The organism is Bradyrhizobium sp. S3.12.5 (genome assembly GCF_040548225.1).
Taxonomy (GTDB): Bacteria; Pseudomonadota; Alphaproteobacteria; order Rhizobiales; family Xanthobacteraceae; genus Bradyrhizobium; species Bradyrhizobium cytisi.
Window position 1 is genome coordinate 68,959 of the sequence record NZ_JBEPRF010000017.1, and the last position, 26,965, is coordinate 95,923.

At 63.5% G+C, this 26,965-nt stretch carries 20 protein-coding genes, 1 tRNA gene and 2 pseudogenes; 9 read left to right on the top strand and 14 right to left on the bottom strand.

What is annotated here, in order from left to right:
• Positions 1-67: 67 nt before the first annotated feature.
• From ABIC09_RS24645 to ABIC09_RS24665, 5 genes and pseudogenes are all read right to left on the bottom strand, one after another.
• Positions 68-1,501, bottom strand: coding sequence for a phospholipase effector Tle1 domain-containing protein (locus tag ABIC09_RS24645; RefSeq protein WP_354110880.1), 1,434 nt, complete (start codon positions 1,499-1,501; stop codon positions 68-70).
• 97 nt (positions 1,502-1,598) lie between these two features.
• Complete coding sequence (locus ABIC09_RS24650; protein ID WP_354110881.1) at positions 1,599-4,205, bottom strand: hypothetical protein; 2,607 nt, start codon at positions 4,203-4,205, stop codon at positions 1,599-1,601.
• A gap of 165 nt (positions 4,206-4,370) precedes the next feature.
• Positions 4,371-4,679 (bottom strand): annotated as a pseudogene (locus ABIC09_RS37475) (sacsin N-terminal ATP-binding-like domain-containing protein); the annotation flags it as partial.
• Between the two features lies 1 nt (position 4,680).
• Entirely contained in the window at positions 4,681-7,896 is a 3,216-nt protein-coding gene (locus ABIC09_RS24660; protein ID WP_354110883.1) for a DEAD/DEAH box helicase, read from the bottom strand.
• Positions 7,893-8,423, bottom strand: a complete 531-nt coding sequence (locus ABIC09_RS24665) for an RNA polymerase sigma factor (RefSeq protein WP_354110884.1) — start codon at positions 8,421-8,423, stop codon at positions 7,893-7,895. Before ABIC09_RS24665 ends, ABIC09_RS24660 begins: the two co-directional genes overlap by 4 nt.
• Positions 8,424-8,629: 206 nt before the next feature.
• Between ABIC09_RS24665 and ABIC09_RS24670 the strand changes: the two are divergent.
• Positions 8,630-9,399: pseudogene (locus tag ABIC09_RS24670) on the top strand (SDR family NAD(P)-dependent oxidoreductase).
• A 31-nt stretch (positions 9,400-9,430) separates the two neighbouring features.
• Here ABIC09_RS24670 and ABIC09_RS24675 read toward each other — a convergent pair.
• The 3 genes from ABIC09_RS24675 to ABIC09_RS24685 form a co-directional block, all read right to left on the bottom strand.
• Positions 9,431-9,727 (bottom strand): hypothetical protein, encoded by a 297-nt coding sequence (locus tag ABIC09_RS24675; protein WP_354110885.1) that lies wholly within the window; start codon positions 9,725-9,727, stop codon positions 9,431-9,433.
• Between the two features lie 78 nt (positions 9,728-9,805).
• A complete protein-coding gene (locus ABIC09_RS24680) occupies positions 9,806-10,669 on the bottom strand; it encodes an ImmA/IrrE family metallo-endopeptidase (RefSeq protein WP_354110886.1) in 864 nt (287 codons plus the stop codon).
• An 11-nt stretch (positions 10,670-10,680) separates the two neighbouring features.
• On the bottom strand, positions 10,681-11,052 hold the full coding sequence (locus ABIC09_RS24685; RefSeq protein ID WP_354110887.1) for a helix-turn-helix domain-containing protein: 372 nt from the start codon (positions 11,050-11,052) through the stop codon (positions 10,681-10,683).
• Positions 11,053-11,227: 175 nt separating this feature from the next.
• Between ABIC09_RS24685 and ABIC09_RS24690 the strand changes: the two genes are divergently transcribed.
• Genes ABIC09_RS24690 through ABIC09_RS24700 form a run of 3 tightly spaced genes read left to right on the top strand, consistent with a single transcriptional unit; the run spans position 11,228 to position 13,240 of the window.
• Complete coding sequence (locus ABIC09_RS24690; RefSeq protein ID WP_354110888.1) at positions 11,228-11,680, top strand: multiubiquitin domain-containing protein; 453 nt, start codon at positions 11,228-11,230, stop codon at positions 11,678-11,680.
• A complete protein-coding gene (locus ABIC09_RS24695; protein ID WP_354110889.1) occupies positions 11,640-12,824 on the top strand; it encodes a ThiF family adenylyltransferase in 1,185 nt (394 codons plus the stop codon). The genes ABIC09_RS24690 and ABIC09_RS24695 overlap by 41 nt, the downstream gene beginning before the upstream one ends.
• 5 nt (positions 12,825-12,829) lie before the next feature.
• On the top strand, positions 12,830-13,240 hold the full coding sequence (locus ABIC09_RS24700) for a ubiquitination-like system serine protease family protein (RefSeq protein WP_354110890.1): 411 nt from the start codon (positions 12,830-12,832) through the stop codon (positions 13,238-13,240).
• 222 nt (positions 13,241-13,462) lie between these two features.
• On the opposite strand, the gene ABIC09_RS24705 is transcribed toward ABIC09_RS24700, so the two are convergent.
• Positions 13,463-13,552: transfer RNA gene (locus ABIC09_RS24705), tRNA-Ser, on the bottom strand.
• 194 nt (positions 13,553-13,746) lie between these two features.
• On the opposite strand from ABIC09_RS24705, the gene ABIC09_RS24710 reads away from it, so the two are divergent.
• On the top strand, positions 13,747-14,100 hold the full coding sequence (locus tag ABIC09_RS24710; protein WP_354110891.1) for a hypothetical protein: 354 nt from the start codon (positions 13,747-13,749) through the stop codon (positions 14,098-14,100).
• A gap of 33 nt (positions 14,101-14,133) precedes the next feature.
• On the opposite strand, the gene ABIC09_RS24715 is transcribed toward ABIC09_RS24710, so the two are convergent.
• The 3 genes from ABIC09_RS24715 to ABIC09_RS24725 all read right to left on the bottom strand — a co-directional run bounded on the left by ABIC09_RS24715 (position 14,134) and on the right by ABIC09_RS24725 (position 18,145).
• Positions 14,134-15,597 (bottom strand): trehalose-6-phosphate synthase, encoded by a 1,464-nt coding sequence (locus ABIC09_RS24715; protein WP_354110892.1) that lies wholly within the window; start codon positions 15,595-15,597, stop codon positions 14,134-14,136.
• Between the two features lie 234 nt (positions 15,598-15,831).
• The gene (gene otsB, locus ABIC09_RS24720; protein WP_148755848.1) at positions 15,832-16,653 is read right to left on the bottom strand and encodes a trehalose-phosphatase; all 822 of its coding nucleotides are present in this window, start codon (positions 16,651-16,653) and stop codon (positions 15,832-15,834) included.
• A gap of 4 nt (positions 16,654-16,657) precedes the next feature.
• Positions 16,658-18,145, bottom strand: a complete 1,488-nt coding sequence (locus ABIC09_RS24725) for an MFS transporter (RefSeq protein ID WP_148755849.1) — start codon at positions 18,143-18,145, stop codon at positions 16,658-16,660.
• A 130-nt stretch (positions 18,146-18,275) separates the two neighbouring features.
• Between ABIC09_RS24725 and ABIC09_RS24730 the strand changes: the two genes are divergently transcribed.
• Positions 18,276-18,647: a DUF3175 domain-containing protein gene (locus ABIC09_RS24730; protein ID WP_148755850.1), complete on the top strand. Its 372-nt coding sequence runs from the start codon at positions 18,276-18,278 to the stop codon at positions 18,645-18,647.
• A 3-nt stretch (positions 18,648-18,650) separates the two neighbouring features.
• On the opposite strand, the gene ABIC09_RS24735 is transcribed toward ABIC09_RS24730, so the two are convergent.
• Positions 18,651-20,684, bottom strand: coding sequence for a methyl-accepting chemotaxis protein (locus tag ABIC09_RS24735; RefSeq protein ID WP_354110893.1), 2,034 nt, complete (start codon positions 20,682-20,684; stop codon positions 18,651-18,653).
• A gap of 187 nt (positions 20,685-20,871) precedes the next feature.
• Positions 20,872-22,911, bottom strand: coding sequence for a methyl-accepting chemotaxis protein (locus ABIC09_RS24740; protein WP_354110894.1), 2,040 nt, complete (start codon positions 22,909-22,911; stop codon positions 20,872-20,874).
• Between the two features lie 240 nt (positions 22,912-23,151).
• Here ABIC09_RS24740 and ABIC09_RS24745 point away from each other — a divergent pair, with 240 nt between their 5' ends.
• The 3 genes from ABIC09_RS24745 (at position 23,152) to ABIC09_RS24755 (ending at position 26,880) form a co-directional block, all read left to right on the top strand.
• The gene (locus tag ABIC09_RS24745; protein ID WP_354036244.1) at positions 23,152-23,637 is read left to right on the top strand and encodes a (2Fe-2S)-binding protein; all 486 of its coding nucleotides are present in this window, start codon (positions 23,152-23,154) and stop codon (positions 23,635-23,637) included.
• 84 nt (positions 23,638-23,721) lie between these two features.
• Positions 23,722-26,064: a xanthine dehydrogenase family protein molybdopterin-binding subunit gene (locus tag ABIC09_RS24750; RefSeq protein WP_354036245.1), complete on the top strand. Its 2,343-nt coding sequence runs from the start codon at positions 23,722-23,724 to the stop codon at positions 26,062-26,064.
• Positions 26,065-26,079: 15 nt separating this feature from the next.
• The gene (locus tag ABIC09_RS24755) at positions 26,080-26,880 is read left to right on the top strand and encodes an FAD binding domain-containing protein (protein ID WP_148755855.1); all 801 of its coding nucleotides are present in this window, start codon (positions 26,080-26,082) and stop codon (positions 26,878-26,880) included.
• The last annotated feature ends 85 nt before the right edge of the window (positions 26,881-26,965 follow it).

A 26,965-nucleotide genomic window follows, 5' to 3' on the forward strand; every position in this document is an offset into this window, starting at 1 on the left:
TCGTGCCTCTTCGCGCATGGGGCAAGGAACCTCTGGTGACTATGAAGAAGTCGCCGAACATCGACTGCTACGAGCCATCGCCTGTTGGGCGCGCGGCATAGTATTGCTTTACTTTCGTGTGGTCACGCAGGTTCGGCGGTCGGTAATCTACACGCTGGTAGAAGTGTTGGACACCCTCGGGCGCAGCGAAGCGCGCGAGGACGCTCGAATGCAGGATCGCCTCGTCCTGGACTTGGCGCAGGCCTTCGGCCCATTTGAATCGCCCGCGCAGATAACCCGGTTCACGTTCATCGTGCTGTGGGCCAAGCGGGTCCGGATTTAGCGTCATGTACCGATCGTCGACTTTGATGCCGAAGCCATCGGGTGTCGTGCCGTCGGGCAGGTTCTTGGCTGCATGCACCATCCATCCCAACGAGATGTCCGACAAGCGCGCCTCATTTTCCGGGTAGCTACCACCGATGTCCGAGTGGTTTCCAGCGAACCAGACCTGTTGCAGCCAGTCCGGATATTCATCGGGACGCTGCGGCCCCTTGTTGTGCGATCCACCCCACGGAACGCGCGCGAAGTCGGCACGGTTCTCATCGATCGACATGGCGTGGCGCGCGTACCAGACCGCGTTGTTCAGGTGCAGGTCGTAGAACCTCATCTTCGGCGAAGCCAGATGCAGCGTCTGCCGGAACGAATAGTCCGGCAGATCGACGGCGTATTTCACGTGGGTCGCGACATATGCGAGGCCCGCCGCGCCCGCCGCAACCGCCGCGGTCCACAGCAAGGTCGGGATAAAGGGAAACAGGAAGAACGACTGCAGGTAGCTCAGTGCAGCAATGAGGACGGCCGACGCGCCGACCAGCGCCGCGGAGAGTGCATAGCTGCCGAGGGACGCAACCGTGTCGAAGACGCCGACGAAGAACGGCACCGCGTTGGACGCGCCGGCGACGTCGCTGCGATACGTCTGGCGGAAGCGCTTCGCCAGCGCCTCGCGCTGAGGCAGGTAGTCGGTATCCTTCGGCGAACTGACGTGCTGGTAGACCTGCTTGACGGCCTCACGGGCGATTCGGGTCGTAGTGCCGACGTCACGTCGGAGCGGGGTGCCGTCGGCCATCGTCGTCGGCACCCCACACTGCCCTAGCACGGCCGCGAGACATCGGACGGTGTAGGCGCCGCGGCTGAAACCGAACAGGAATATCCGGTCGCCGGGCTCCCACATCCGAATGATGGCGACGTAGCAGTCGATGATGTTGGTGGTGATGCCGAGCCCCGTCGCTTGGCTCGCCACGTTGTGCAGCCAACGGTAGGCGCGAGTGACGAACAACGCGCCGCCGGGCGGCCGTGAACCGAGACCCGCGTCGTAGAAGGCAAGCTGCTCCCGCGGATCGATTGCGGTGTCGGGGCCGCAGCGGGTCGCCCGGTAGAACTTGTATATGTTGGAGCGGTTCTCGTCCGGACGAAGGCCCCCGGCCTGGCCGGTGCCGTCAGAGAAAATCAGGATGTTCTTGGGCATGCGGTCTCGCCGGTCAGAGGGAATGAAGGGAACAAAAAGCTGCGAGCGAGAAGCTCACGAAGGTTGGTAGAACCCGCCGCCGTCGCCACGTAGGCCCCTAGGCGAGCACCCGCTTCAGTGCCGTCAAGATCGTGCGAAGGTCGTCGAAGTGGACCCGGACGAAGCGCAGCTTCACTGGCGAACCGGCGAGCGTGACGTCGATCTCCGGCAAGTCCGAGACCTCGATGGCGTCACGAAGAACGGTCTCCGCGGTATCGTTAGCGTGATGCCACTTCGCGCAGCAGGTGGGACAGAGAGCGAGATGGTTCTCTGCAATTTCCTGCGACAAGGCTCCGAGGACCTCCGGCGCTTCGAAATAGGGGGAACCGTCCGGAAGCTTGAACGGCATGACGTCGTGACAGGCTTGGCAGATCATCTCGCCGGAATCGTTGGTGTAGAGGTCGCGGAGATAGGGACGAGCGAGCATCTTCACATCCTTCTCGCTCGTCCTCACCGTTCGGCTTCGAGTTTCGTAAGTCTTCGCGGTAGCAGCCTGCGCGCGCTCCGCGAGGCGCTCCGAGCGCCGTTCCGGATTCGGCGCTTCGCGCTCCGGAAACTGATGCTGGGAAAAGGCGCCGCTTTCGAGTCGACGTAGCATCTCGTTGCCGAGCGTCTCCAGCGCCTCGGGGCTGAGGCGCTCCAGCCGATCGGCGAGCTCCGGCGGAAGGCCTATGGTCTGCGCGGCGGCGCGCCGGGCAAGGTGCTCCTGCGAGCGCTTTCGATCGTCGTCGCCGAAGCCGATCGCGTCAAGCCATAGCTCGTTGCCCGCCCTCGAATAACCCTTCGCGAGATCCGCTCCGGTGATCGTTCGCGGACTGCGCAACGATCCGTCCTTGGCAGGAATCCACTCGGCCCTGCGGAGCGCGATCGCCAATGTGGAGTTTTCCTGGCGTGGCTGATGTTCCTGATTGGGAGCGTACAGCGCATACATGCCTCTTTCGCCGACGGCTGACACGGCCTTCCAAATCAAGGCGGATACGTACTTGTCGCGCAAGGCGAGCAGGCCACTGATCTGCGGAATCGTATAGTCGATGTCCGTTCTCGTGCTCGTCGTTCGCGTACCGCCGAAGCCTGCCGATAGCTGCCGCCAGCGCGGGTGGTTGCCCGAGATGCGCGTCGATACCACCGTAAGAACGTGTTCCACTCCCAACGCCGTCAGAAAGCTTATGAGCTCAGTACGCTTCAGCTTCGCGTATCCGCCCCAAAGCGCCTTCCGGTCCCGACCAGGCACCTGCCCTCCGTAGATCCTCGAAAGGCCGCTGTCGACGAAAGGTGCGTCCAGGAACACCGAAATCGGCCGGCTGAATCCTTCCGCGCCTTCCGTCCGAAGAAACGCCGCTCCCGCAAAGATGGCGTAGTTCTTCGTTTCCGCCGTCCACTTCAGGAAGCGGCGCATGTGCTGGAGATGACGCTCCGCGGTCGGTCGCTCCCTACCCGTCGCGTAGTTCGCCTGCACGATCGACTTGAGATAGTGCTCTTCGTCTATGTCCTTGGCGCCCAGCCGGCGGAGGAATTGCTCGACTTCCTTCCCGCGCGCCCTTCCCTCCCGGATCAATGAGGCCCGGACAAGAGATAGACCGTGCGAGGCCGCCTCCTCGTCCAGCTCTGCATGGTCCGGTGCGATCAACGCGCCTGCCGGCGTCGTCCGCGTCCCGTCTTCTAGGCGGACGAACGGAGTCTGCGCGAGCATCGTATGGCGCTTGGTGGCTCCGGCAGCCGTTTCCAGTAGCAGATAGAATCGCTGGAGCCGATCGTCGGGAAGCGCGTCGAACCAGGTCTTGGCCTGGGTCTTGATCTCGACCACGCGAGGCTCCCATGCCGGCGAAAACATCCGCTGAAATGCGTTCAGGAATTCGGCGTAATTCCAGTCGCGAAGTTGGAGCGTCGCCAGGAAGGCGTCGATCCGACCATTGCGCATCCCGCCCGCGATCCAGCGAAGTCCGTCCTGTCCCTCCAGGGTCGCCAGCCCTTCGTCACCGAGGAGATCGCGGATATCGGCGGGTCCGCGGACGGCTTGAGGCGCCGATACGTGACCCGCGCCCTGCGCCGGCAAAAGCGCTTCCGCGTTGAAAGTCGCGACGACGGCATCGAGTACCGGCCGCCAGTGCTCGGCAAGATCGTCGTTGCCGTTGGGCAGAACCTCGAGAAATCCGCGCTTCACCAACCCCTTGTCCCGCAAGCCGGTCAAGCTCGTCGCCAGAAGCTGCGCGATCTCCGACACAAGGTGGGTATTCCAGGGATGGTTCCGCTTGATGTTGGCGCGATTGTCCGTGAGCTTGAACGGGCCATGCACGTGAAAGTGCAACCCGGTCGCCTCTTCCGTCTCGAAGTACACCGCTAGTCTCGTCGAGGGGCTCTCCGCGACGATTTCGCCGCCATCGTTCAGCCGGAGCGCGATCTTGACGGAGTAGATGCGGCCATCCTCTTCGTTCCTGACGTCGCGGCTCAGAAGGACGAACCGCTCGAGCCTGGCTTCGGACGACCCCTTCATCGTACGGAGAGCGCGCACTTCCGCTTCGTCTTCGACCGTGCAGACGGCGGTGCTCGAACCGTCGCTCCATTCCAAACGCACGACGTTCTTCAGGAAGAGCAGACTTCGCGCTCCGGAGACGTCGAGCGCGGCGAGAACCTTGGCGATGGTCTCGCTGCCGATCGCTGCCGGCAACGGCAGGACGATCCTCGTCTTCTCGTCGTCGTAGCGCGGAGTTATGAGCTCGGGAACGACCAGATCCTCGATCGCGAAGGCGACCGGTGCACCTTCGATCCGACAGTGCACCTCCGGGCGCCTGGTGACGACGTAGGCCGACTTGAATCCTATGCCGAAGCTGCCGATCTTGTTGGCGTCTTCGAGCTTCGTCGTGTTTCCCATCCCGGTGATGCCTTCGATGTCCGCCCGATCGAAGGGTCTGCCGTCGTGTTCGAAGACGATCGAATCCGCGCTCAGCCGAAAGCTCGCCGTTGTCGCGCCCGTATCCTCTGCATTCTGCAGCAGTTCGAAGACGAAGTGCGTCGGATCGGGATACTTTTCGACGGTCGCGTTCCAGATGCCGCGGTCGAAGCGATTGACGCGATTGGACTCGACCCATCCCCTTCGCATGCCGCGAAGTTCGGCGAGGAAGCTTGCGAAATCCTGGGTCATGTCAGACCTCCACGCGAATGATGCCCGCCGCCACACGCCGGGCAAAGATGTCAGCACTGGCTTCGTCGCGTGCCAGCCTCGCCAAAGCCTCGCCCTGATCGGCGACCGCGCGGTCGATCTGAGCGACCCGCATCCTGCGGATCCGTTCTTCGCTCACCCGATCGCGCTGCTCTTCGAGAATGCCCATCCGCGCCCGGAAGCTCGCCTGCAGGCTGTCCCTCCTGAAACGCGCGATCTCGGCTGCCTCGGACACGTGCTCGGCTCGCCGCCGCTGCCATAGTTCATGGTGCCAGCCATCGAGGGCGTCGAGCGCCGAAGCGGCGGGCGGCGCCAATCCCGGCAGATCGCGGGCTGTCGACAGCAGGTCCATGAGAATACGGGCGAGATCCTCGTCAGCGACGACGGGAACGAGCATCGCATCCTCCCGCAGCCCCGAAAACTGCCACTGATACAGCGCGAAGGGATGATCGCCGGGCCGAATGCCGGGCGCCGACACCGCGACCGCGACGCGAAGCTCCTCTTCGCCCGCGAGAGCGCGCGCCGCGGCTTGGGTAAGCGGATGCACGGGCGTGATGAAGGCCAGCGACCGGTCCGCGTTCGCCGCCTCCCGTTCGAACGTCATGCCGAGCGTCGGTTGGTCGCCACGCAGCCAGGCCTCCCATTCCCGCTCGACGGTGGTCGCCCGCATGCCCCGCGCGCGGGTCGGGATGAGACGGCGCCGCGCTTCGGCCGACAGTCGAAGCGTCTTTGCGGCGCCCTGGCCGAGGATTGGATTCCGCCCGACCTCGAGGACGCGCTCCAGATGGATTCCGACGAGCCTTTCCAAGGCCGAGGGCTCGAGCCAGCGGCTTGAGGCCTGCGCGATGTCGTCGTCGATCCGGCTGCGGGTTATGCGCACGCCGAACAACTCCGCCTCGCGCTCCTCGAGCGCCTCGCTCTCGGCAATCACGCGGATTTCGTTGTCGGCCAACTGCTGGAGCCGTTCGTTCCGCTCCTGATCGGTCAGCGAGAAATCCTCCGCTACCTCCTGCAGCCGGGTGGCGATGTCGCCAAGAATCGCCTCGCTACCCCCGATCGACCGCTCGAAGATTCCGATCCGCGTCAGACATCGGCTGTAGATGTCGAAATCGACCGTGCCCGGCGTCACGAAATTGTAGATCGCAATGGTCTCGCTCTTCTGCCCGTATCGGTCGATGCGGCCGATCCGCTGCTCGATCCGCATCGGATTCCACGGGATGTCGAAATTGACCAGGGCGTCGCAGAACTGGAAGTCCAACCCTTCCGAACCGACCTCCGAAGAAAGAAGAACGTCGATCGCGTCGGCGTCCTGCGCGGGAAGCGCGAACGAACGCCGTATCGCGCGACGCCTCTCGTCGTCGACGTTGCCGTGGATCATGCCGACGCGAATGCCCCGGTCCTTCATGGCCGAATAGAGATAGTCGAGCGTGTGACGGAAGGCGCTGAACAGCAGCAGTCTCCGGTTGGCCATGCCGCCCTTCTGGCCCGCGATTCCCAGCAGCCGCTCGAGTTTCGGATCCTCCGCGGGCAGAGCTCTCGCGAGCTCCAGCGTCGATTGGACCTGGGAGCGAAGCTCCTCGATACCCTCGCCGCTCAATGCCTCCTCGTCGTCGCCGATTTCGGACCGCTCGACTTCGGTCAAGTTGCGGGTCAGGATCGCCTCGAGAAGCGGCACCAACCCATGGAGCGAGCTGGCGGTCTGCCGCCGGATGGTGGTCATCAGGAAGCCGAGCGGGCCCGCGCCGTGAGTACGCAAGTAGACGCGGCGCTGGACCTCGAGCAGGGTGTCATGCACGGTCTGCTGTTCCGGCGTGAAAGGCACCGCTACGGTCTGCGGCTTGCGGGTGGTGAAGCTCCCGATATCCCGCCGCCTAGTTCTGCTGATCAGGGACGAGAAGCTATGCAGCAGCTCGGTCCTGTAGACGAGGCGAACGCGCGCCTCTTCGCTCGTCGCCCCGCGGATCGCGGCGGCCAACGCCTTATACTCGGGAGATGGCCAAAGCATCGCCCGCCCCCAGTCGGTCGCCGCAGCCTCCGCCAACTTCTCGAGCGCGACTTCGCGCCAATCCGGACGACCTCCCCTGATCGCCGCAACCGCGGCATTGATCGCCGGATTGGGTTCGGCCATCCGCGCGAAGGTCGGCTTGTCGATGACGAGGTCGGGCCGCAGCAGGTTGAGCAGGGAAAACAGATCGTCGGTACCGAGTTGGACCGGCGTCGCCGTGACGAGCACGACAGCCTCGGCGTTGTCGGCCAACATCTTCAGGCCGTTGTGAAGGTTGGTCTCCGTATTGCGGGCGTTGTGGGCCTCGTCGACGATGAGAAGGTCGAACCTGGGCGGCGTGTCCAAGGTGGCCAGCCCCTTGGAGCCCCCTCCCTTCTTGGCCGCAAAGCCGTTGATCAGATTGTCGTTCACCAACGAGAACGGAAGGATCGCGCGGCCGAAACGATCGGGCCACTCACCGTCCAGGTCGGTCTGGTCGAGGCAATACCGCACATCCGCGCTCGATAGAGTGACAAACTCCTCGTCGAACCGGCGCATCTCCCGGTGCCACTTCTCCTCCGTGACGAGCGCCTTGGAGCAGACGATCAGAACGGAACGCAGCGGTCGCCGCGCCTGCAACTCGCGCAGCAGCAGACCCGCCTCGATCGTCTTTCCGACGCCGACCTCGTCCGCGACGAGAAGGCGCGGCCTGTCAGAGCGGATGAACTTCAGCACCGGCCGAAACTGATACGGAATGAAGTCGATGCGCCCAGCCTGCAGCGAGTAAAGGTTCTCAAGACTCGGGGCGACGAGTTGGAGCGCGGTGAGGCGCGCGTTGAATTCCTCCAACGTCGCGCTGACGCTCGCCGGAGCCGGCGCGGCCGGCATAATCTGGCTGGCGTAGAAGGTCTGGATGCGCCCGTCGATGAACACGCCGTAGCGCATCTCGCGATTGCTGGTCATGGTCGAGGTGACGACGCCGATCCGCGCCAGATCCGATCGAAGAGCGACCGTCTCTCCCACCGAAAACCGGGAACGTTCGCTTTCGTCGGCGTCGGCCACGCGCTCGGAGATCATGCGACGGACCTTCCGCTCGAGGGCGTCGACGTCGATGCCGTTCTCCAACGCCACGCGAACGATCTCGTCGTCGCTCGCGTCCAGAATGCTCTCTGCGATCAGGGCGAGCGCGCGCTCGTCGATAGGGGCTGCGGTCATTCTTTCCATCCCGAAACGAAGGCCAGCCTGAGATGGCGGAACATCCGTCTCCGAACCGTGTCGAAGGCGGTTTCGTCCATCCCAACGGCGAATTGTATCTCGTCGCGATCCCGGTCGACGAGAAGGTGTTCGAACATCTCCCTCGCCGGCATATCCTCCGCCAGCGCATCGCGCATTCTTCCGACTAGGTCGGCGGCTTCGAGGTCGGGCCCGGGTGCAGGTCCGTCGAATTCGGCACCGACGTCTTCCGCAAGCGGCACGCGACGGTCTTCCTTCCGCCATTGATCGGCGATGCTGCGCATCACGCCGTTGAAGAACGCGCCCCAATCGAGCTCGCAGGGCCACGGCCGTCTGCCCGAAAGAATCCTCTCCATCGCCTCGTTGACCAGGTCGTCAGGACTCCGTCTCGGCAGCCCCCGCAGCCAGTTGCGCGCGAGCAGCGACAGTCGAACGATGTCCGCGCGGTTCAGCCGGTCCAGAACGCGACGGACCTCTGCCGGTGAGAGATAGGCTGCTTCCTGATCCACTCTACTGCCACTCCTCAAGAAAGCCTGCGCGCGAGCGGAGGAATTTGGGAAGGACCTGCAAAAAAAATTTTCGCCGGACGCCCCATGTCAGCACACGCGGGATTTAAGGCATTGTTGTATTTGACTTTTGGCGCGAAAACCCAAAAGGGCAGGAATGGATTTGGTGATGCGAGATCATATGTAGATGCCACATCCAGGGGACTTAAATGGCTATCGTATTCGCCACCGGCAGCACGGACGGCCTCGGCCGGGCAGCCGCGCAGTCCCTCCTAGACGGCGGGCATCGAGTTGTCCTTCATGCACGTTCGACGGACCGCGCCGCAGCGCTCGGCGACCTGACGACGCGTGCCGCGGCGGTAGTCGTGGGCGACTTGAGCAACGCGGCGGAGACGAAGAGCATCGTGAACCAAGTGAACGCGATCGGGCGCATGGACGCGATAATCCATAACGCCGGCGTCTACTCCGAGCCGCGGCTCGACGCTGGACGGTCATGCAGTCACCTTGGCCATCAACACAGCTCGCACCCTACCTGCTGACGTCGCTGATCGAGCGACCGGATCGGCTGGTGTTCCTTAGCAGCGGTCTGCATCGGGGAGGGGAAGGCTCTCTCAGGGGCATCGACTGGAAGACGCGGTCTTGGAAATCGGCCCAAGCCTACGCCGAAAGCAAGCTGCACGCTTTCGCGTTGGCGTTCACGCTGGCACGCCGCTGGCCAAAGGTCCTGAGCAACGCCGTCGATCCGGGATGGGTGCGCACACGTATGGGAGGTTCGAGCGCTCCTGTCGACATCGAGACCGGACAGAGGACGCAGGCATGGCTGGCGGTCAGCGATGCCTCCGAAGCGCGCGTCAGCAGCCGCTACTGGCATAACCGACGGCAGCAGGAGCCGGCTGGAGAAGCCTCCGAACCGGCATTTCAGGACGCGCTCATCGATGCACTGCGAGAGCTTACCGGGGTGGCACTTCCTCAATCGTAGCTTCGCGACAGGCGCCGACATCCAGCGGCAATCACTCGAGGAACTGCGGCTTAATCCGATGGGAACTGAATCTTTTAAGAAGCTCGTCGGCCAACGCAGATTTTCCGACCGCAACCGGCCCCGAGATCGCAATAATGTAGCGCACGCACAAACCTCTGATTGAAATGCCTGTGGCAAAGTAAGTGCTGCGTGCCGTCGTTGTCCACACCGAACCGATTGAAGCGACGAAGTGCTGCTGAGATATCTTCGTGACCGGAAGCAGCAAGCGGTGCGCTGCTGCTTTGGTGCATTGCAGAACGAGGACCGGCTTGGATGATCGATAGCGCATTGCGACGCTGGTCCTGCGTCAACCAATCAGGCGACCAAACGGGTGCGCTCGGTCCTTCCGCGCCACCGAACTCTTGTTCTACTTGCGTTTGGAACGGCCAGGCCAGGGGAGCACACCGTCGAGCTCGCGCAGCCGATAGGAGTCTTCATCCCACTGCTTCCGTTCGGGGGCGGGCGACGCCAACTCATCCTCGTCGAACCACAGCAGGGTCAGCGTCTGGTCCCATTGTCCCAGATGCCGGGTGTCTTCGATGAGCACTCCGTCGCGCTGCCAATCCTCGAACCACTGATCGGGCTCGGTCTCCTCGGGGCTCGACAATCCCTCGCCGGCGCGGACGCGCGCAGTGTAGGAGTCAGCCGGCAGGGGCATGCCCCGCCTGATCCAGCCCTTCGCCTCGCGCAGACGCGGCGATCGCGCGCTGTAGCGGATCTTGCCCCCTTCCGAGACGACGAACGCGCACAGTTCGCGCGAGAAGATCGCGAACCGCGAACCGGTGGACTGCAGCGACGCGTCGAACTCGTCGGCCAGTTCGCCGATCGCGGCCAGCCCCATGTCGGCGCTGTCGACCCGCGGCTTGAACAGCTTGTAGGGCAGTAGAAGTTCGGCGGCGAAGTCGTCGCAGGCGATCTCGCCCGCCGGCCGGCGAGCGTAGCTCCAGCTTGGCGCCGAATGGTCGGGTTCGATGCCCAGGACTACGTGGGCTACTTCATGGCACACGCTGAAGCGCCGACGCCGCGGCGTTTGGGCGCAGTTTACGCAGATGTGGAGCTTGCCGCCGGGTTCACGGAAGGAAAACGCATCCTCGTTCTCTCCCAGCGTGTCGTCGACCACCGTCCCGCCGATCTGCGCCGCGTACGCATGGACCGAAACCGGCAGGGCGAGCGGCCCGCACAGCTTGATGAACTCCCGCGCCTTCGTAGCGATATCGAGTTCATCAAGCATAGTCCGGGCTCCTATTTCATGATTTTCCGGATGCGGGCGAGCATGGTCGCATAGTCGGGCCGCGCGCCGCGGTTGACCGTCGTTGTCAGCATATGGAATTCGTCGAATGCGACCTTCGGATCGTCGCGAACGAAATCGAGAAGCTTGATGTCGATGTTGCTGTGGTCGACCAAGAACCGCAGAATCTCCTCATCGCGTTTCGGCGGCGCAAGCGCCGACAGCAACTTATCGACCACCACGTCCGATGGGGCCTCCTTGGCGCCGGTTTCCAGGCGGTAGATGTAGGCGTGATCGACGCTGCTGCGATCGGCTAGATCGCGGAGGCTCAAGCCGCGGCGATTGCGCAAATCCTTCAACCACGTCCCTAGCGCCGTTTCCGGCATTGGCACCCCTCGTCAGAATTTCGCCACATTTAAGTGTTGTCTGGCTGGACAACACGCCCTCTCTGGTCGTAAGCCGGACATGGGCGTTTTCGAGGTCGAACTGTTGTCTGGCTAGACACCGGTTTACATCGACTCGAAAAAAACGCAAGCGCCGAACGGCGGAAAGGTACTGGATATGTCTGTCGAAGTCGCCGCGCACCTTGTGCGCATCCACATCAACCGGGAGGCTTTCGAATCGCCGGACCGGACCACCGGCGAGGCGCTCTATGCCTTGGCGGAAATCCCGGCGCATCAGCGTCTTTACCGCGAGATCGACGGCGACAAGGAGGACAAGCCGGTGCCGCGCGACGCCGAGCTCATCGACTTGAAGGAAGACGAGCACTTCTACAGTCAGAAGGTGTTCGACATCTTCGTCAACACGGACGAGCACCAGGTCGAGAAGAAGCACATCACCTACGCGCAGGTCGTCGAGCTCTATCTCGGCAGCGGCGGCAGTCCGTCGAACGAGTACCTGGTGAAGTATTCCCACGGCCCGGCGGAAAACCCGAGCGGCGCTTTGGCTCCTGGACAGAAGGTGGCGGTGAAAGATGGCATGCGCTTTAGGGTTGCCGGAACTGGCGAGTCGTAACCCCTTCGTCAGGGACCTGGAGGAGCTCGGTTACCACCTCGACTTCGTCGGCGGCTACTTCGTCATCTACCGCCTGCCCTACCTCGACGAGGAGGGCAGGCTGAAGTACGGCGACCTCGCCAGCACCCTCGACCTCAATGGAGCGGCGATCGATCCGCCGACCAACAACCACCAAGTATGGTGGCGGGGCACCCGGCCGTTCGACCAGCAGAAGCGACAGATCAGGCTCGGCGGCGGCGTCCATCAAGTGACGGTCGCCCCGGATCTGATCACCGATCAGTCGTTCTCGTTCAAACTGCAGGAGAACGGCACGAACCGAGACTACCGTTCTTTCGAGGAGAAGGTGCAGACCTATCTCGACGCGATCACGGCGCCGGCGATGGCGGCCTATCCGGAGGCGACGCCGTTTGGCGGCATCGCGGTGAAGGCCGCGGCCCAGGGTAGTCCGCTGCGCATTCCCGACATGATGTCCTCGAGGTATCACATGAACGACGTCTCCTCCCTGCTGCGCGGGAAGCGCGTCGCCATCGTCGGGCTGGGTGGGACCGGCTCCTACATCCTCGATTTCGTCGCGCGAACGCATCTCGATCGCATCACGTTCTTCGACGACGACAAGGTGCACGTCCACACGATCTTCCGGATTCCGGGATTCATCGTTGATGCGATCGGCAGCCTCAAGGTGGACGCGCTGGCGCGGCAGTACGGCAACTGGCACTCGGGCCTCGAGCCGGTGCCCGAGCGCATCACCTCGGCGAACATCGACCGCCTGGCCGGGTTCGATTTCGTGTTCGTGTCCGTCGACAACGGCCCGGCACGCAAGCTGATCGTCGATTGGCTGAGCGCACGGGGAATTCCCTACGTCGACTGCGGGATGGGGCTGGACCGATCTCTGGTAGGTCTGAGCGGGTTCGTCCGTATCACCGGCACCGATCGCAAGGCATACGACGACAACGTTGGGAGCGCGCGGCTCCCCGTCGAGAACGCAAAGGAGAACGAGTATCGCAAGCAGGCGCAGATCACGGAGTTGAACGCGATGAACGCCATCATGGCCGTGATCAGGTTCAAGCAGCATTTCAAGCTGCTCGATCGTCTCGACGAGGCGACATCGTACATCTTCGATACTGCGACGATGGAGATGGAATAGAACGTATGGTCAGTTTCACATACCGGGCCGTTGAGCGCCTGCCCAAGCAACTCGAACAAGGCGTCCTCTATCACTCTGCCGAATTCGAGGTCGCGGCGCTTTCCTGCGCCTGCGGCTGCGGACATCGCGTCATGCTTCTGGTGCCCGACAGTCATCAGGTGTCGCAGCAGAACGGTTTCGCGACCGTGCGGCCGTCGATCTCGGTCTGCGACGCGCCCTGCAAGTCCCACTACATCATCACGTCCGGCAAGGTGCAGTGGCTCGCCGCGTTCTCGGACGCCATGGCCTCCGCGACGATGCGCGGGCAGATCGCTCGGCATGTCGACCGCGAAGCCAAGCTGCAGACTTGGACGAGTTGGATCCGCATGATCGCAGCAAGGGCGTTCGGACGGCTCAGGCAGATGTTGCGAATGTGATACGGTGAGGCACGCGATCCCGGGCCGCGTGCCCGCCCGCAGGCCCTGCTCGCGAAGACTGTAGGTTCTCCGTCAGCGATGCAGATTATTGCTGACGGCGCAGACCGCCCGTGGCAGTGTTTTTAAGGGGATCACGGTGCTCCACCGTGGTGCTCCACCGCTAAAATTCGGCGGTTCAGGAAGACCCTGATTTTGAAGGACTTTTTCGCTACTGAAATTCAGTGGCGGAGAGAGTGGGATTCGAACCCACGGTACGGTTTCCCGCACACACGCTTTCCAAGCGTGCGCCTTAAGCCACTCGGCCATCTCTCCGGAGCGCCTTCTCTTGAAGGGACGCCGGTGATTTTGCAAGGGATCGCAGGTAAAACGGTCGGATTTTCCGCAACATATTGTATTTACAGCGGAATATCTCGCGCCACGAGACCGCCGGAACTTGCCTATGGCTGAACCAGTCGCGGGTTTGGCGCGACGATTCATTCAACGACGCCAAACACGACGGGGACGCCATGGCCATCTGCAAAACCATCACCGCGCCAAGCCTGATTTTGGCCCTTTTTTTGGCCCTTGGCGCCGCCTTTACCGCGTCAGCCAACGCGCAGGCCTGCATCCGGCAGGGCGTCGATGTGACCTGCGACGATGGGCGGCGCGGGGTGCTTTCGGGCGATGCCATCCTCTGGCCGGACGGGACCCGCTCCAGCTCGACCCCGCACCAGAGCGTGATCATCGGCAACAAAAGCTCGGTGCATGTCGGACCCGGCGTGTTCGTCGGCCAGGGCAAGGGCGTGGTGCCAATGGACGATCCGAACGCGCCGAACAAGCGGCAGTGTGCGATTCTGGATGGCGTGTCGTATTGCTATTGAGGCTCGCCTCTCCCCATAAGAATGGGGCGCGAGTTAGATCAACCGCACACCCGATATCGCCGACTTCAACCAGCGAAGCGCCTGCGGCGGTTGCGCGGCGAGCGGGGCGGCCGCGACCTTCTCGGTACGGCACTTCTCCAGCTCGGCGACGAAATCCGACGACCACTGCTGGATGGTGTGGCCGCGCAACGTCTTCATCATCGCGTCCCAGCGCATCTTGCGCTCGGTGAGCGGCATCGCGGCAGCGACCGCGATGGCACGGGCCATGCCGTCGATGTCGTGCGGGTTGACCAGCAGCGCCGTCTCCAGCTCGTTGGCGGCACCGGCGAACTTTGACAGCACCAGCACGCCGGGATCGGCCGGGTTTTGCGCGGCGACATATTCCTTGGCGACAAGGTTCATGCCGTCATGCAGCGGCGTCACCACGCCAACCTGCGCAGTGCGATAAAGGCCTGCCAGCACGGTCTGGCTAAAACCCTTGTTGAGATAGCGGATCGGCGTCCAATCGACCTCGCCATGGCGGCCGTTGACGTCGGTGACAAGGCGCGCGACGTCGTTCTGCAGATTGCCATACGCTTCGATCGCGCCCCGCGACGGGTTGGCGATCTGCAGCAGCGAGATGCTGCGCGCGAACTGCGGATGCTCGGTCCAGAGCCGGTCGAACGCGCTGATGCGATTGACGAGGCCCTTGGAGTAATCGAGCCGGTCGACGCCGATCGCGAGCCGCTCGCCATTGAGGCTGCGGCGCAGCCGCGACACATCCGGATGAGACACCGACTTCGCGGCGTATTGCGCGAATTTTTCGGCATCGATGCCGATCGGAAACACTTCACAGCGCGTGCGACCGTGCTGCGAAATGACGACGCCATCATCGACCGTGAGACCGAGCTCGCCGCCGACATAACCGAGAAAATTCTGACAATCCTCGTCGGTCTGGAAACCGAGCAGATCGTAAGCCAGCATCGCCGTGATCAGCTCGCGATGATTTGGCACGCCTTGCATCACCGCAGCCACCGGCCAGGGAGTGTGCAGGAAGAAGCCGATGGGGTCATTGACGCCGAGATCGCGCAGCTCCGCGCCGAGCGCGAGGAAATGATAATCCTGCACCCAGAACGCAGTCTGTGCCTTGCGGAAGCGCATCAAGGCACGCGCCATGAAAGCGTTGACCTCGCGATAGCTGACATAGTCCTCGCGCGAGACGCGGATCAAATCGCTGCGCGAATGCAGCGCCGGCCACAGCGCCGAGTTGGCGAAGCCTTCATAGTATCCGCCATAATGCGCTGCCGGCAGATCCAGCGTCGCAATCGCGCCGGAGCCCAGTGCCTCGATCTCGGCGAAAGGCTCCTTCTGATGGCCGTCACGAACGCGACCGGAGGAACCCACCCAGATGGCACCCGAATGCTCCACGACCGGAAGCAATGCCGCAGCGAGGCCGCCCGTCATGGGCTCGTTGGGTTTCCCGCGCGCAACACGATTCGAAATGACGACTAAATTCACAGGTCGTCCCCTCCTGTTCATTCCACCCCGTTTAACTGCCGTTCATCAATATGGTTCCTGTCATCATTTCTGCGAAATGAAACCAAAGTCAGGCGCGCGCGTTGGAACCAGTTTCCCTGAGGGAACCCGGGGATTTCGGTCGGGGAAAGAGAGCCTTGGCGTGAAATTCACGCAACATAAGTTAGGCGCGCGAAGGAACTGCGCGTTACAATGTGGCTCTGCGATGACCGTGCCTTATTCCAACCTTGTGTCGTCGAGCAGGTGCGCGAGGAACGCACGCACATCGTTCGGCGCATCGAAGTGACCGTTGACGCCGATGGCGCGGCGGCCGACCGAGAAGGAGAGCCCGTTCATGTCGGGCATGATCGCGAACACGGTTTCATCGGTGACGTCGTCGCCGATGAAGATCGGGCGGCGTCCGTTGAAGGGCTCGTGCTTCATCAGCTCGCGCACGCCGGTTGCCTTGGTGAAACCGGGATGCTTGATCTCGCAAACGAACTTGCCGGGCAGCACCTCGATCGGCGCATTGGGCAGATCGGCCCGGATCAGCGAGACGGCTTCATAGATCGCCTTCTCGGCATGCGGCGCAAGCCGGTAATGCAGCGCCAGCGAATAGCCCTTGTCCTCGAGCAGAATGCCGGGACTGAGCTTTGCGATCGCGGCCAGCCGCCGCTTCAGCTCCTTGTCCATCGGGGGTGCGTGCACATCGTCGGCTTCATTGTCCACCGACAGCCGCATCTCCGCACCGTGACCGGCGACGGCGCGAAACACATCGGGCGCAAAGATCAGGTCGATGTCGTTGAGCGAGCGGCCGCTCACCATGGCCAGCGCGCCCGAGGTGCGCTCCGTCAGCCGGTTCAGCGTCTCCGAGAGGCCCGGCGGCACCCACACCTCGCGCGGCGTCGGCATCAAATCGAGCAGCGTGCCGTCGATGTCGAGCAGGATCGCGGTCTCGTTGAGATGCGGGACGAGTGCATGCGGCACCGGGACGGCGTCGGGCGCTTCTTCGTCGGGCATGGCGTGCTTCTGATCCAATTCAGCAAGTTCCGATGTCATAAGTCTACTCCATAAAGGCAAGCGGCCGCGCGATTTGTTCGAGCGATTTGCGCTCCGCGGAGACGGCGTAGCGCCATGCCACGATCGCAGCCGCGATCATCAGGGCAGCCCCCAACAAATAGCCGGCGAACACGCTGTTGCGTGATCCCGTGTCGATCAGGGCGCCGAACAGCGCCGGGCCTACGACGCCGCCGATGCCCGTGCCCACCGCATAGAACACTGCAATCGCCAGCGCGCGAACTTCGAGCGGAAAAGTCTCGCTCACAGTGAGATAGGCGGCGCTCGCCGCGGGCGAGGCAAAGAAGAAGATCACCATCCAGGCAATGGTCTGCCCCTGCGCGCTCAGCGCACCGATCGAGAACAGATAACCTGACACCGCCAGCAGCAGGCCCGAGACGCCATAGGTGAACATGATCATGGTGCGGCGGCCTAGCGTATCGAACAGGCGGCCGAGCATCAGCGGACCAAGGAAGTTTCCGGCCGCGAACGGCAGCAGGTACCAGCCGACATGATCGGCGCTGATGCCGTAGAAATCGGTCAGCACCAGCGCAAAGGTGAAGAAGATCGCGTTGTAGAAGAAAGCCTGCGCGACCATCAGCACGAGGCCGACCAGCGCGCGCTGGCGATAGACAGAGAACAGCGTGTGCACGACTTCCCTGATCGGGGTGTGATCGCGCATCTTCAGGCGCACCTTGGCGAAGCGTCGACCGCTTGGATCCTGATCATGCCCGGTCACCGAACGCTCGATGCCGTCGACGATCTTGTGGGCCTGATCCGGGCGGCCATGGATCATCAGCCAGCGCGGGCTTTCCGGGATCCACATCCGCATCAACAGCACGACGAGACCGATGGTCGCGCCGATGAGATAGGCAAGACGCCAGCCGAGATCGGGCCCGACCAGCGCGGGGTCGAGCAGCACGATGGCTGCAACCGCGCCCATCGCCGCGCCGATCCAGAAGCTGCCGTTGATGACCAAATCAGTCCAGCCGCGGTAGCGCGCCGGCACCAGCTCCTGGATGGTCGAGTTGATCGCCGTATATTCGCCGCCGATGCCGGCGCCGGTCAGGAAGCGGAATAGCGCATAGCTCGCGATGTCCCACGACAGCGCGGTCGCGGCCGTCGCGGAGAGGTAGAGCGCAAGCGTGATGAAGAACAGTTTTTTACGGCCGATGCGGTCGGTCAGCCAGCCGAAGCCGATCGCACCGAGCACAGCGCCTGCAAGATAAGCCGAGTTGGCAAAACCAAGATCGAGGTTGGAGAAGTGCAGCGTCGGGCTCTGCTTCAGCGCACCTGAGAGCGCGCCGGCCAACGTCACCTCGAGCCCGTCTAGAATCCAGGTGATCCCGAGCGCCAGCACCACACGGGTGTGAAAGCCGCTCCAGGGCAGCGCATCGAGCCGCGCGGGAATGCTGGTCTCGACAATGCGATCGGTAACGGCCGCCGTCGAGACTGCAGGTCCATCATTCGGCGCTGGGCTCTGCTGCAATTCCATCGGGTTGCTGGGTCACGGGAGGTGCGGCATTCCGCCTGCCACCTGCGACAACGTCTGCGGCAAGAGCAGGTTCCCTTAGGAACGTCGCCCGATGCCGGCCGTTTCTGCTGGAGCCGCAAGGAGTTGACGCATGGCTCATGTCAGAAAGACGACACATTCGCGCAAAACTGCAGCACACAGGAAGACCAGCGCGAGGCGCAACACCGCGCGCAAGGGCACAAAGCGTGCCGCGCCAAAACGCTGGTCGCAGCGCGTCACAAGGGAGAGCGACGCACTCGACCTCAAGCGCGGCGTGTTCACGCTCACGAGCCCGAAGCGGATCGCGGCCTCACTGAAGCGCTCTGCCGAACACAGCGCCCGTCGCAAGACCGGTGCCTATCGCTCTGCGCTGTCGATGCTGACGTTCTATATCAACCGCGCCGGCAAGACGTTGCCAAAGACGCAGCGCGAGCGGTTGGAGAAAGCGAAGGTGGAGCTGAAGCGGGCGTTTGGGAAGGAGTGATCCTTACGCCGCCCGGATATTCGCCATGAACCGGTCGAGCTCGGCGCGCAGCCGGGTGCTTTCGCTCGACAGCGTCTTGGCCGAGTTCAGCACCTCTTCCGAGGCCGAGCCGGTTTCGGCGGCGCCGCGATTGACCTGGCCGATATCGGTCGCGGCGGTCTGGGTGCCCTGGGCGACGGTCTGGACACTGCGGGCGATCTCCTGGGTCGCGGCGCCCTGCTCTTCCACGGCGCTGGCAATCGAGGTCGAGATCGACGAGATCTTGCCGATGGTCGCGCCGATCTCCTTGATCGCGGCAACCGATTCGGCGGTCGCGCCCTGCATGCCCGTGATGTGCGAGGAAATCTCGTCGGTAGCCTTGGCGGTTTGACTCGCCAGGGACTTCACCTCGCTTGCGACCACCGCGAAGCCGCGGCCGGCTTCACCGGCGCGGGCCGCCTCGATGGTGGCGTTGAGCGCGAGAAGATTGGTCTGTTCGGCAATCGCCGTGATGAGCTTGACGACCTCGCCGATCTGCTGGGCCGCATGCGAGAGTTTTCCGATGCGACCATCGGTCTCCTTGGCCTGCACCACGGCGGCCTCGGCAATACGGCTGGAGTCGCGGACCTGGCGGCCGATCTCCTCGACCGAGGCCGACAGCTCTTCCGTCGCGGTTGCGACGGACTGCATGTTGCTCGAGGCCTGCTCGGAGACACCGGCGACCTGGCTCGACAGCGTCTGCGTGGTCTCGGCCGTGCGGGTCAGCGTGGAAGCCGAAGATTCGAGCTGCACGGCGGAGGCCGAGACGTTTGACACGATGGCGCCGACGGCGCTCTCGAAATCATCGGCAAAGCGGATCAGCTCGCCGCGGCGGCTTGCTGCCTGCTCCCTGTTCTGGGCTTCGCTGGCGGCGGCATCGCGCTCGGCCTTGGCGACCGCCTGAACCTTGAACTCTTCGACGGCGCCGGCCATCTCGCCGATCTCGTCCTTGCGGCCGAGGCCCGGCAGCACGACGTCGAAATTGCCAGAAGCAAGCTCGCGCATCGCCTTGCACATCGCAATCATCGGCCGCGAGATGCCATTGCCGAGCATCAGGGCCAGCACAGCACCGATGGCAAGACCACCCAGCGCCAGCATCAGCATCAGCCGCTCGGTTTCCCCGATCGTCAGATTGGCGCTCGCCTCGATGCGCTGCTGATCGGCCGCCAGGTCCGACCGCAACTCGCCCGAGAGCTTGAGGATGGACGCGGCCGTCTTGGTCATCTCGCCGTTCGACTTGACGATGATTTTCACATTGTCGGAAAGCTTTGCAAACGACGCGCGGTACTGCTTCAGCAGGCCACCGATCTCGGTGACTCGGTCGGTGATCTTCTGGTCGTTGGCGTAGATCGAGACCAGCAGCGTCTCCAGAAACTTGATGCGGGCGACCACGCCGTCGGCGGCCTTCGGCTCCGGCTTGGCGACGAAGGCGCTGACCGAGGTGGAGACCGCGAGATATTGCGAGGTGATGTCCTTGGCCGTGGTCTGGACCGATGCGAGCCCGGCCAGCGCCGCAGTGTCGGCGAGGTCGTCGAACTTGAAGCGGATCTTGTTGCCGACGCTGTTCAACTCGTCGGTCGCAATCTTGTTGTTCTCACGCGTCAGCGTGATGATCTCGCCGAATATCTTTGCGAAGCGCTGGAACTCGGCCTCGAGCTTGCCGACCTGCTCGCGACGTGCAGCGCCTGTTGTGGCCGACATCGACTTGGCGATCGCTGCCTTCAGACTCTCTTCGGCCGCCTTGGCCGCCGTTTCGTCGTCCGGGGCACCGGTCAGCGTGTAGGCCCGGGTCAGCCCCTGATAGCTGATTAATTCGCGATCGAAGGTCCGCGCCAGGTCTGCTTCCGCCACGCTGGTCCGGTAGGACGCCACGGCACTCGCGATTCGCTCGAAGCCGAAATAGGCAAATGCCATGCTGACGGCGAGGATGGCCAGCACCGCCACGAAGCCGAGGATGATTTTTGCACGAAAACGCAAGGTGAAGAGCTTCGATGAGCTCGGCTTCGACTTCACGGACATTCCCCCACCCCATTCCATTCGCGGAAAACCAGGCGCAGCCCGGGAGCAGCCCGCTCCCCGACTCAAATGCACGGTAAATGGCAAAGGATAAGCCGCGGTAAACTTGGCGCGTCGCAACCCGCGGTTAGGTGACGCGGGGACGGACCGTCGCCACGGGAAAGACCGAGGCGAAATCGGAGCAAGTGCCCTACGCCGCCCGGATATTCGCCATGAACCGGTCGAGCTCGGCGCGCAGCCTGGTGCTTTCGCTCGACAGCGTCTTGGCCGAGTTCAGCACCTCTTCCGAGGCCGAGCCGGTTTCGGCGGCGCCGCGATTGACCTGGCCGATATCGGTCGCGGCGGTCTGGGTGCCCTGGGCGACGGTCTGGACACTGCGGGCGATCTCCTGGGTCGCGGCGCCCTGCTCTTCCACGGCGCTGGCAATCGAGGTCGAGATCGACGAGATCTTGCCGATGGTCGCGCCGATCTCCTTGATCGCGGCGACCGATTCGGCGGTGGCGCCCTGCATGCCCGTGATGTGCGAGGAAATCTCGTCGGTAGCCTTGGCGGTTTGACTCGCCAGGGACTTCACCTCGCTTGCGACCACCGCGAAGCCGCGGCCGGCTTCACCGGCGCGGGCCGCCTCGATGGTGGCGTTGAGCGCGAGAAGATTGGTCTGTTCGGCAATCGCCGTGATGAGCTTGACGACCTCGCCGATCTGCTGGGCCGCATGCGAGAGTTTTCCGATGCGGCCGTCGGTCTCCTTGGCCTGCACCACGGCGGCCTCGGCAATCCGGCTGGAGTCGCGGACCTGGCGGCCGATCTCCTCGACCGAGGCCGACAGCTCTTCGGTCGCGGTTGCGACGGACTGCATGTTGCTCGAGGCCTGCTCGGAGACACCGGCGACCTGGCTCGACAGCGTCTGCGTGGTCTCAGCGGTGCGGGTCAGCGTGGAAGCCGAAGATTCGAGCTGCACGGCGGAGGCCGAGACGTTCGACACGATGGCGCCGACGGCGCTCTCGAAATCATCGGCAAAGCGGATCAGCTCGCCGCGGCGGCTTGCTGCCTGCTCCCTGTTCTGGGCTTCGCTGGCGGCGGCATCGCGCTCGGCCTTGGCGACCGCCTGAACCTTGAACTCTTCGACCGCGCCGGCCATCTCGCCGATCTCGTCCTTGCGGCCGAGGCCTGGCAGCACGACATCGAAATTGCCAGAAGCAAGCTCGCGCATCGCCTTGCACATCGCAATCATCGGCCGCGAGATGCCGGTGCCGAGCAGGAAGGCGAGGACCGCGCCGAGCAGCGTGCCGCCGATGGCCAGCATCAGCACCAGTTGCTCGGTCTTCCCGATGGTCGCTTCCGATTCCGAATCCAGCCGCTGCTGTTCGGCGACCAGATCCGCCTTCATGGCAGAGGCGCCCCGAAGGATCGCGCCCGCCGAGCCGCTCATCTCGGTGACGAGCTCGTCGACCATCCTGGCGTTGGCGATCAGCTTCTCAAGCGCTTCGCGATAGGCGACAAGAATGGTCTTGGCGTCCTTCAGGCCGGCGACGATCTTGTCGTCCATGGAATAGACCGCGCCGAGCGAGTTCTCGACGAATTTCAAGCGGGCCAGCGCACTGGTCGCGATCGCCTGGTCGGACGTCAGCACGAAATTGGTCGCCGCCGCGCTTGCGGTCTGAAACTGGGCGTTGACCTGCTTGGTGCCGAACTCGATCGCCTGCGCCTCGGAATCGGAGGCATTGTTGCCGATATCGTCGAGCTTGTACTTCAGCAGATTGGCTTGGCGCGAGAGCTGGTTCTGCACCAGCAGCGTGCTGTCGCGCTTGGCCTGGAGGACCTTGGCGAAGGTGGCGGAGAAATTCGAGAACTCCTTGGCGAGCTTGTCGAGACTGTCCTGCCGCGCCGGCGTCTTGGCGCTCTTGACGGCCTGGTCGATGGCACTCCTCAGGCTGGCCTCGGCGTCGAGCGCCGCCTTGGCATCATCCTCCTTGCCGGTGACGACGAAATATTTGACGGCCGAACGGTAGCCGAGCAGCTCGCGGTCGATATTGCGGGCGAGATCGGCCTCCGAGACGCTGCTGCGATAGGACCCGACGCCGGACGAGACCCGTTCGAAGCCGAAATAGGCAAAGGCCATGCTGCCGGCGGAGATCACCAGCACCGCGGCAAAGCCGAGGATGATCTTGGCGCGGAACCGGAGGGTCGGAAATATGCTGCGCTTGGATGGCGACGCGGTACGCCCGGACATTCCCAACCCCCATTTTCTATTCAGCCATCGTCCGGAGGCGCCCCGCCCCCAAGACCCGGATGCGCAAAACTAGGGCAGAATCGATAAAGGCCGGTAAATTCGTCACGTTCGCGCAATCAAAGGCCCTATCGGCCAAAGGCCGACCGGACGGACCGGGGCGATCAAAATCCTAGTTGCCAAGCCTGGGGGCCGCGGTCTCTAATTAGAAACAATCAAAATCAATCCCGGGAGGTATGTTCCGTGTCTACAGTCAAACTGACGGTGAACGGCAAGGCCGTTGCTGTCGACGTCGAGGACCGCACGCTGCTGGTCCAGCTCCTGCGCGACCATCTCAACCTCACCGGAACCCATGTCGGCTGCGACACCAGCCAGTGCGGCGCCTGCGTCGTGCACATGGACGGCAAGGCGGTGAAGTCCTGCACCATGCTGGCGGGCCAGGCCGACGGCGCCAATGTCACCACCATCGAAGGCATCGCCAAGGGCGACGAGCTGCACCCGATGCAGGCCGCCTTCCGCGACAATCACGGCCTGCAGTGCGGCTATTGCACCCCGGGCATGATCATGTCGGCGATCGACATCGTGCACCGCCATGGTGGCCAGCTCGACGAGCCCACCGTCCGGCACGAGCTCGAAGGCAATATCTGCCGCTGCACCGGTTACCACAACATCGTCAAAGCCGTGCTGGATGCAGCCGGGCGCATGAAGGTCTCGCAGGCGGCCGAGTAGAGCGGCCCGCCTCGAAAAAAGAACCACCGCTGCGGCTTTCGAGGGAAAGCGCAGTCAAGATAATTCCGGTCGGGAGGACCAGACATGGGTGTTGAAGGCATCGGCGCGCGCGTCGTGCGCAAGGAAGACAAGCGTTTCATTACCGGCAAGGGCCGGTACGTCGACGACATCAAATTGCTGGGCATGACCCATGCCCATTTCATCCGCAGCCCGCACGCACACGCCAAGGTGAAGAACATCGACTCTTCCGCCGCGCTGAAGATGCCGGGCGTGGTCGCGGTCCTCACCGGACAGGAGCTGGTCGACGACAAGGTCGGCAACCTCATCTGCGGCTGGGCCATCACCTCCAAGGACGGCAGCCCGATGAAGATGGGGGCATGGCCGGCGATGGCGCCGGAGACGGTGCGCTTCGTCGGACAGGCCGTGGCGGTCGTCATCGCCGACACGAAGAATCTGGCGCGCGACGCGGCCGAGGCCGTGGTCGTGGATTATGAAGAGCTGCCGGCCGTCGCCGACATCCAGGCCGCGATCAAGTCCGGCGCACCGCAGCTTCACCCTGAGGCTCCCGGCAACCAGGTCTATGACTGGGTGATCGGCGACGAGGGCGCGACGGATGCCGCCTTCGCCAAGGCCGCCAACGTCGTCAAGCTCGACGTCACCAACAACCGCCTCGCCCCGAACGCGATGGAGCCGCGCGCGGCGATCGCCGATTACGATGCGGCGGAAGAGCACTTCACTCTCTATACGACCTCGCAGAACCCGCACGTCGCTCGCCTCGTGCTGTCGGCGTTCTACAACATTGCCCCCGAGCACAAGCTGCGCGTGATCGCCCCCGACGTCGGCGGCGGCTTCGGCTCGAAAATCTTCATCTACCCGGAAGAGATGGTGGCGTTGTGGGCCTCGAAGAAGGTCGGCCGTCCCGTGAAATGGACCGGCGACCGCACCGAAGCCTTCCTCACCGACGCGCATGGCCGCGACCATGTCACCCATGCCGAGATGGCGCTCGACGCCAACAACAAGATCATCGGCTTGAAGGTGAAGACCTACGCCAATTTCGGCGCGTATATGTCGCTGTTCTCGTCGTCGGTGCCGACCTATCTCTACGCGACGCTGCTGTCGGGCCAGTACAACATCCCGGCGATCCATGCCGAGGTGGTCGGGGTCTACACCAACACCACGCCGGTCGATGCCTATCGCGGCGCAGGCCGCCCCGAGGCGAGCTACCTGATCGAACGTCTCATGGAGACGGCGGCGCGGCAGCTCAAGGTCGATCCGGCCCAGTTGCGCCGCACCAACTTCATCACCCAGTTCCCGCACCAGACGCCTGTGATCATGGCCTATGACACCGGCGACTTTAATGCCTCGCTCGACGCCGCGATGAAGGCGATCGACTATGCCGGCTTCGCCGCCCGCAAGGCGCAAGCCAAGTCGCAAGGCAAGCTGCGCGGCATCGGCGTCTCCTGCTACATCGAGGCCTGCGGCATTGCACCGTCGAAGGCTGTCGGCAGCCTGGGCGCCGGCGTCGGTCTCTGGGAATCGGCCGAAGTGCGCGTCAACCCGGTCGGCACCATCGAGATCCTCACGGGCTCGCATAGCCACGGACAGGGTCACGAGACCACGTTCTGCCAGCTCGTCGCAGAGCGCTTGGGTGTTCCCATCAGCCAGGTCTCGATCGTCCATGGCGACACCGACAAGGTGCAGTTCGGCATGGGCACCTACGGCTCGCGGTCGGCGGCTGTCGGTCTCACTGCGATCCTGAAGGCGATGGAGAAGATGGAATCCAAGGCCAAGAAGATCGCAGCGCATGCGCTCGAAGCGTCGGAAGCCGACATCGTCATCGAGAACGGCGAGTTCAAGGTGACCGGTACCGACAAGGCGATTGCGCTGCCGATGGTTGCGCTCGCGGCCTACACCGCACACAATCTGCCTGACGGGATGGAGCCGGGCCTGAAGGAAAGCGCCTTCTACGACCCGACCAACTTCACCTTCCCGGCCGGCGCTTACATCTGCGAGCTCGAGGTCGATCCCGGCACGGGCAAGACCTCCTTCGTCAACTTCGTCGCGGCCGACGATTTCGGCCGGCTGATCAACCCGATGATCGTCGAGGGCCAGGTCCATGGCGGCCTTGCCCAGGGCATCGGACAAGCGCTGCTCGAGCACGCCATCTACGATGCCAACGGCCAGCCGGTCACGGCCTCGTTCATGGATTATTCCATGCCGCGCGCCGACGATCTGCCCTCGTTCAATCTCTCCCACACCACGACGCTGTGCCCGGGCAATCCGCTCGGCATCAAGGGTTGCGGTGAAGCCGGCGCGATCGGCGCCTCTGCGGCCGTGATCAATGCGATCACGGATGCGATCGGCAAGAACAACCTGGAAATGCCCGCAACCCCGGACCGGGTGTGGCGCACGATCCACGCGGCTTAAGAGGGAGCATCAAAGATGTATCAGACCACTTATCATCGCGCCTCCTCGGTCGACGAGGCCGCCGCTCTCTTCGCCAAGGGCAGTGAGGCGAAATTTCTCGCAGGCGGCCAGACGCTGCTGCCGGTGATGAAGCAGCGGCTCGCCAGCCCCTCCGACGTGATCGATCTCGGCAGGATCAAGGAGCTGATCGGCATCGAGGCCTCCGGCGACACTCTGAGCGTCAAGGCCGCCACGCCGCATTACGAGGTCGCGACCAGCGATGCTGTGAAGAAAGCGATACCCGCGCTCGCCTATCTCGCCTCGCTGATCGGCGACCCCGCCGTGCGCTACCGCGGCACGATCGGTGGCTCGCTCGCCAACAACGATCCGGCCGCGGATTATCCGGCCGCGACGCTGGCACTCGGCGCAACGATCAAGACCAACAAGCGCTCGATTGCGGCGGACGACTATTTCAAGGGCCTGTTCACGACAGCCCTTGAAGACGGCGAGATTATCACCGCCGTCTCGTTCCCGGTTCCTGCGAAAGCCGGTTATGCGAAATTCCCGCATCCAGCCTCGCGCTTTGCGCTGACCGCAGTCTTCGTCGCGCAAATGAAGTCGGGCGAGATCCGCGCCGCCGCGACCGGCGCTTCGCAGAGCGGCGTGATGCGGGTGCCTGCAATCGAGGCAGCGCTGAAGGCGAACTGGTCGCCGACAGCAATCGATGGCGTGAACATTTCGGCGAGCAATCTGCTGGCCGACATTCACGGCAGTGCAGAGTACCGCGCCAACCTCATCAAAGTGATGGCGCAGCGCGCCGTAACTGCCGCTGGCTGATAGCGCCTCAACACAAATCTTCTGCGGCGCGCAGCAATGCGCGCCGCATTTATGATGCGCCCATGCGTGAAAAGCGCTTGCCTCG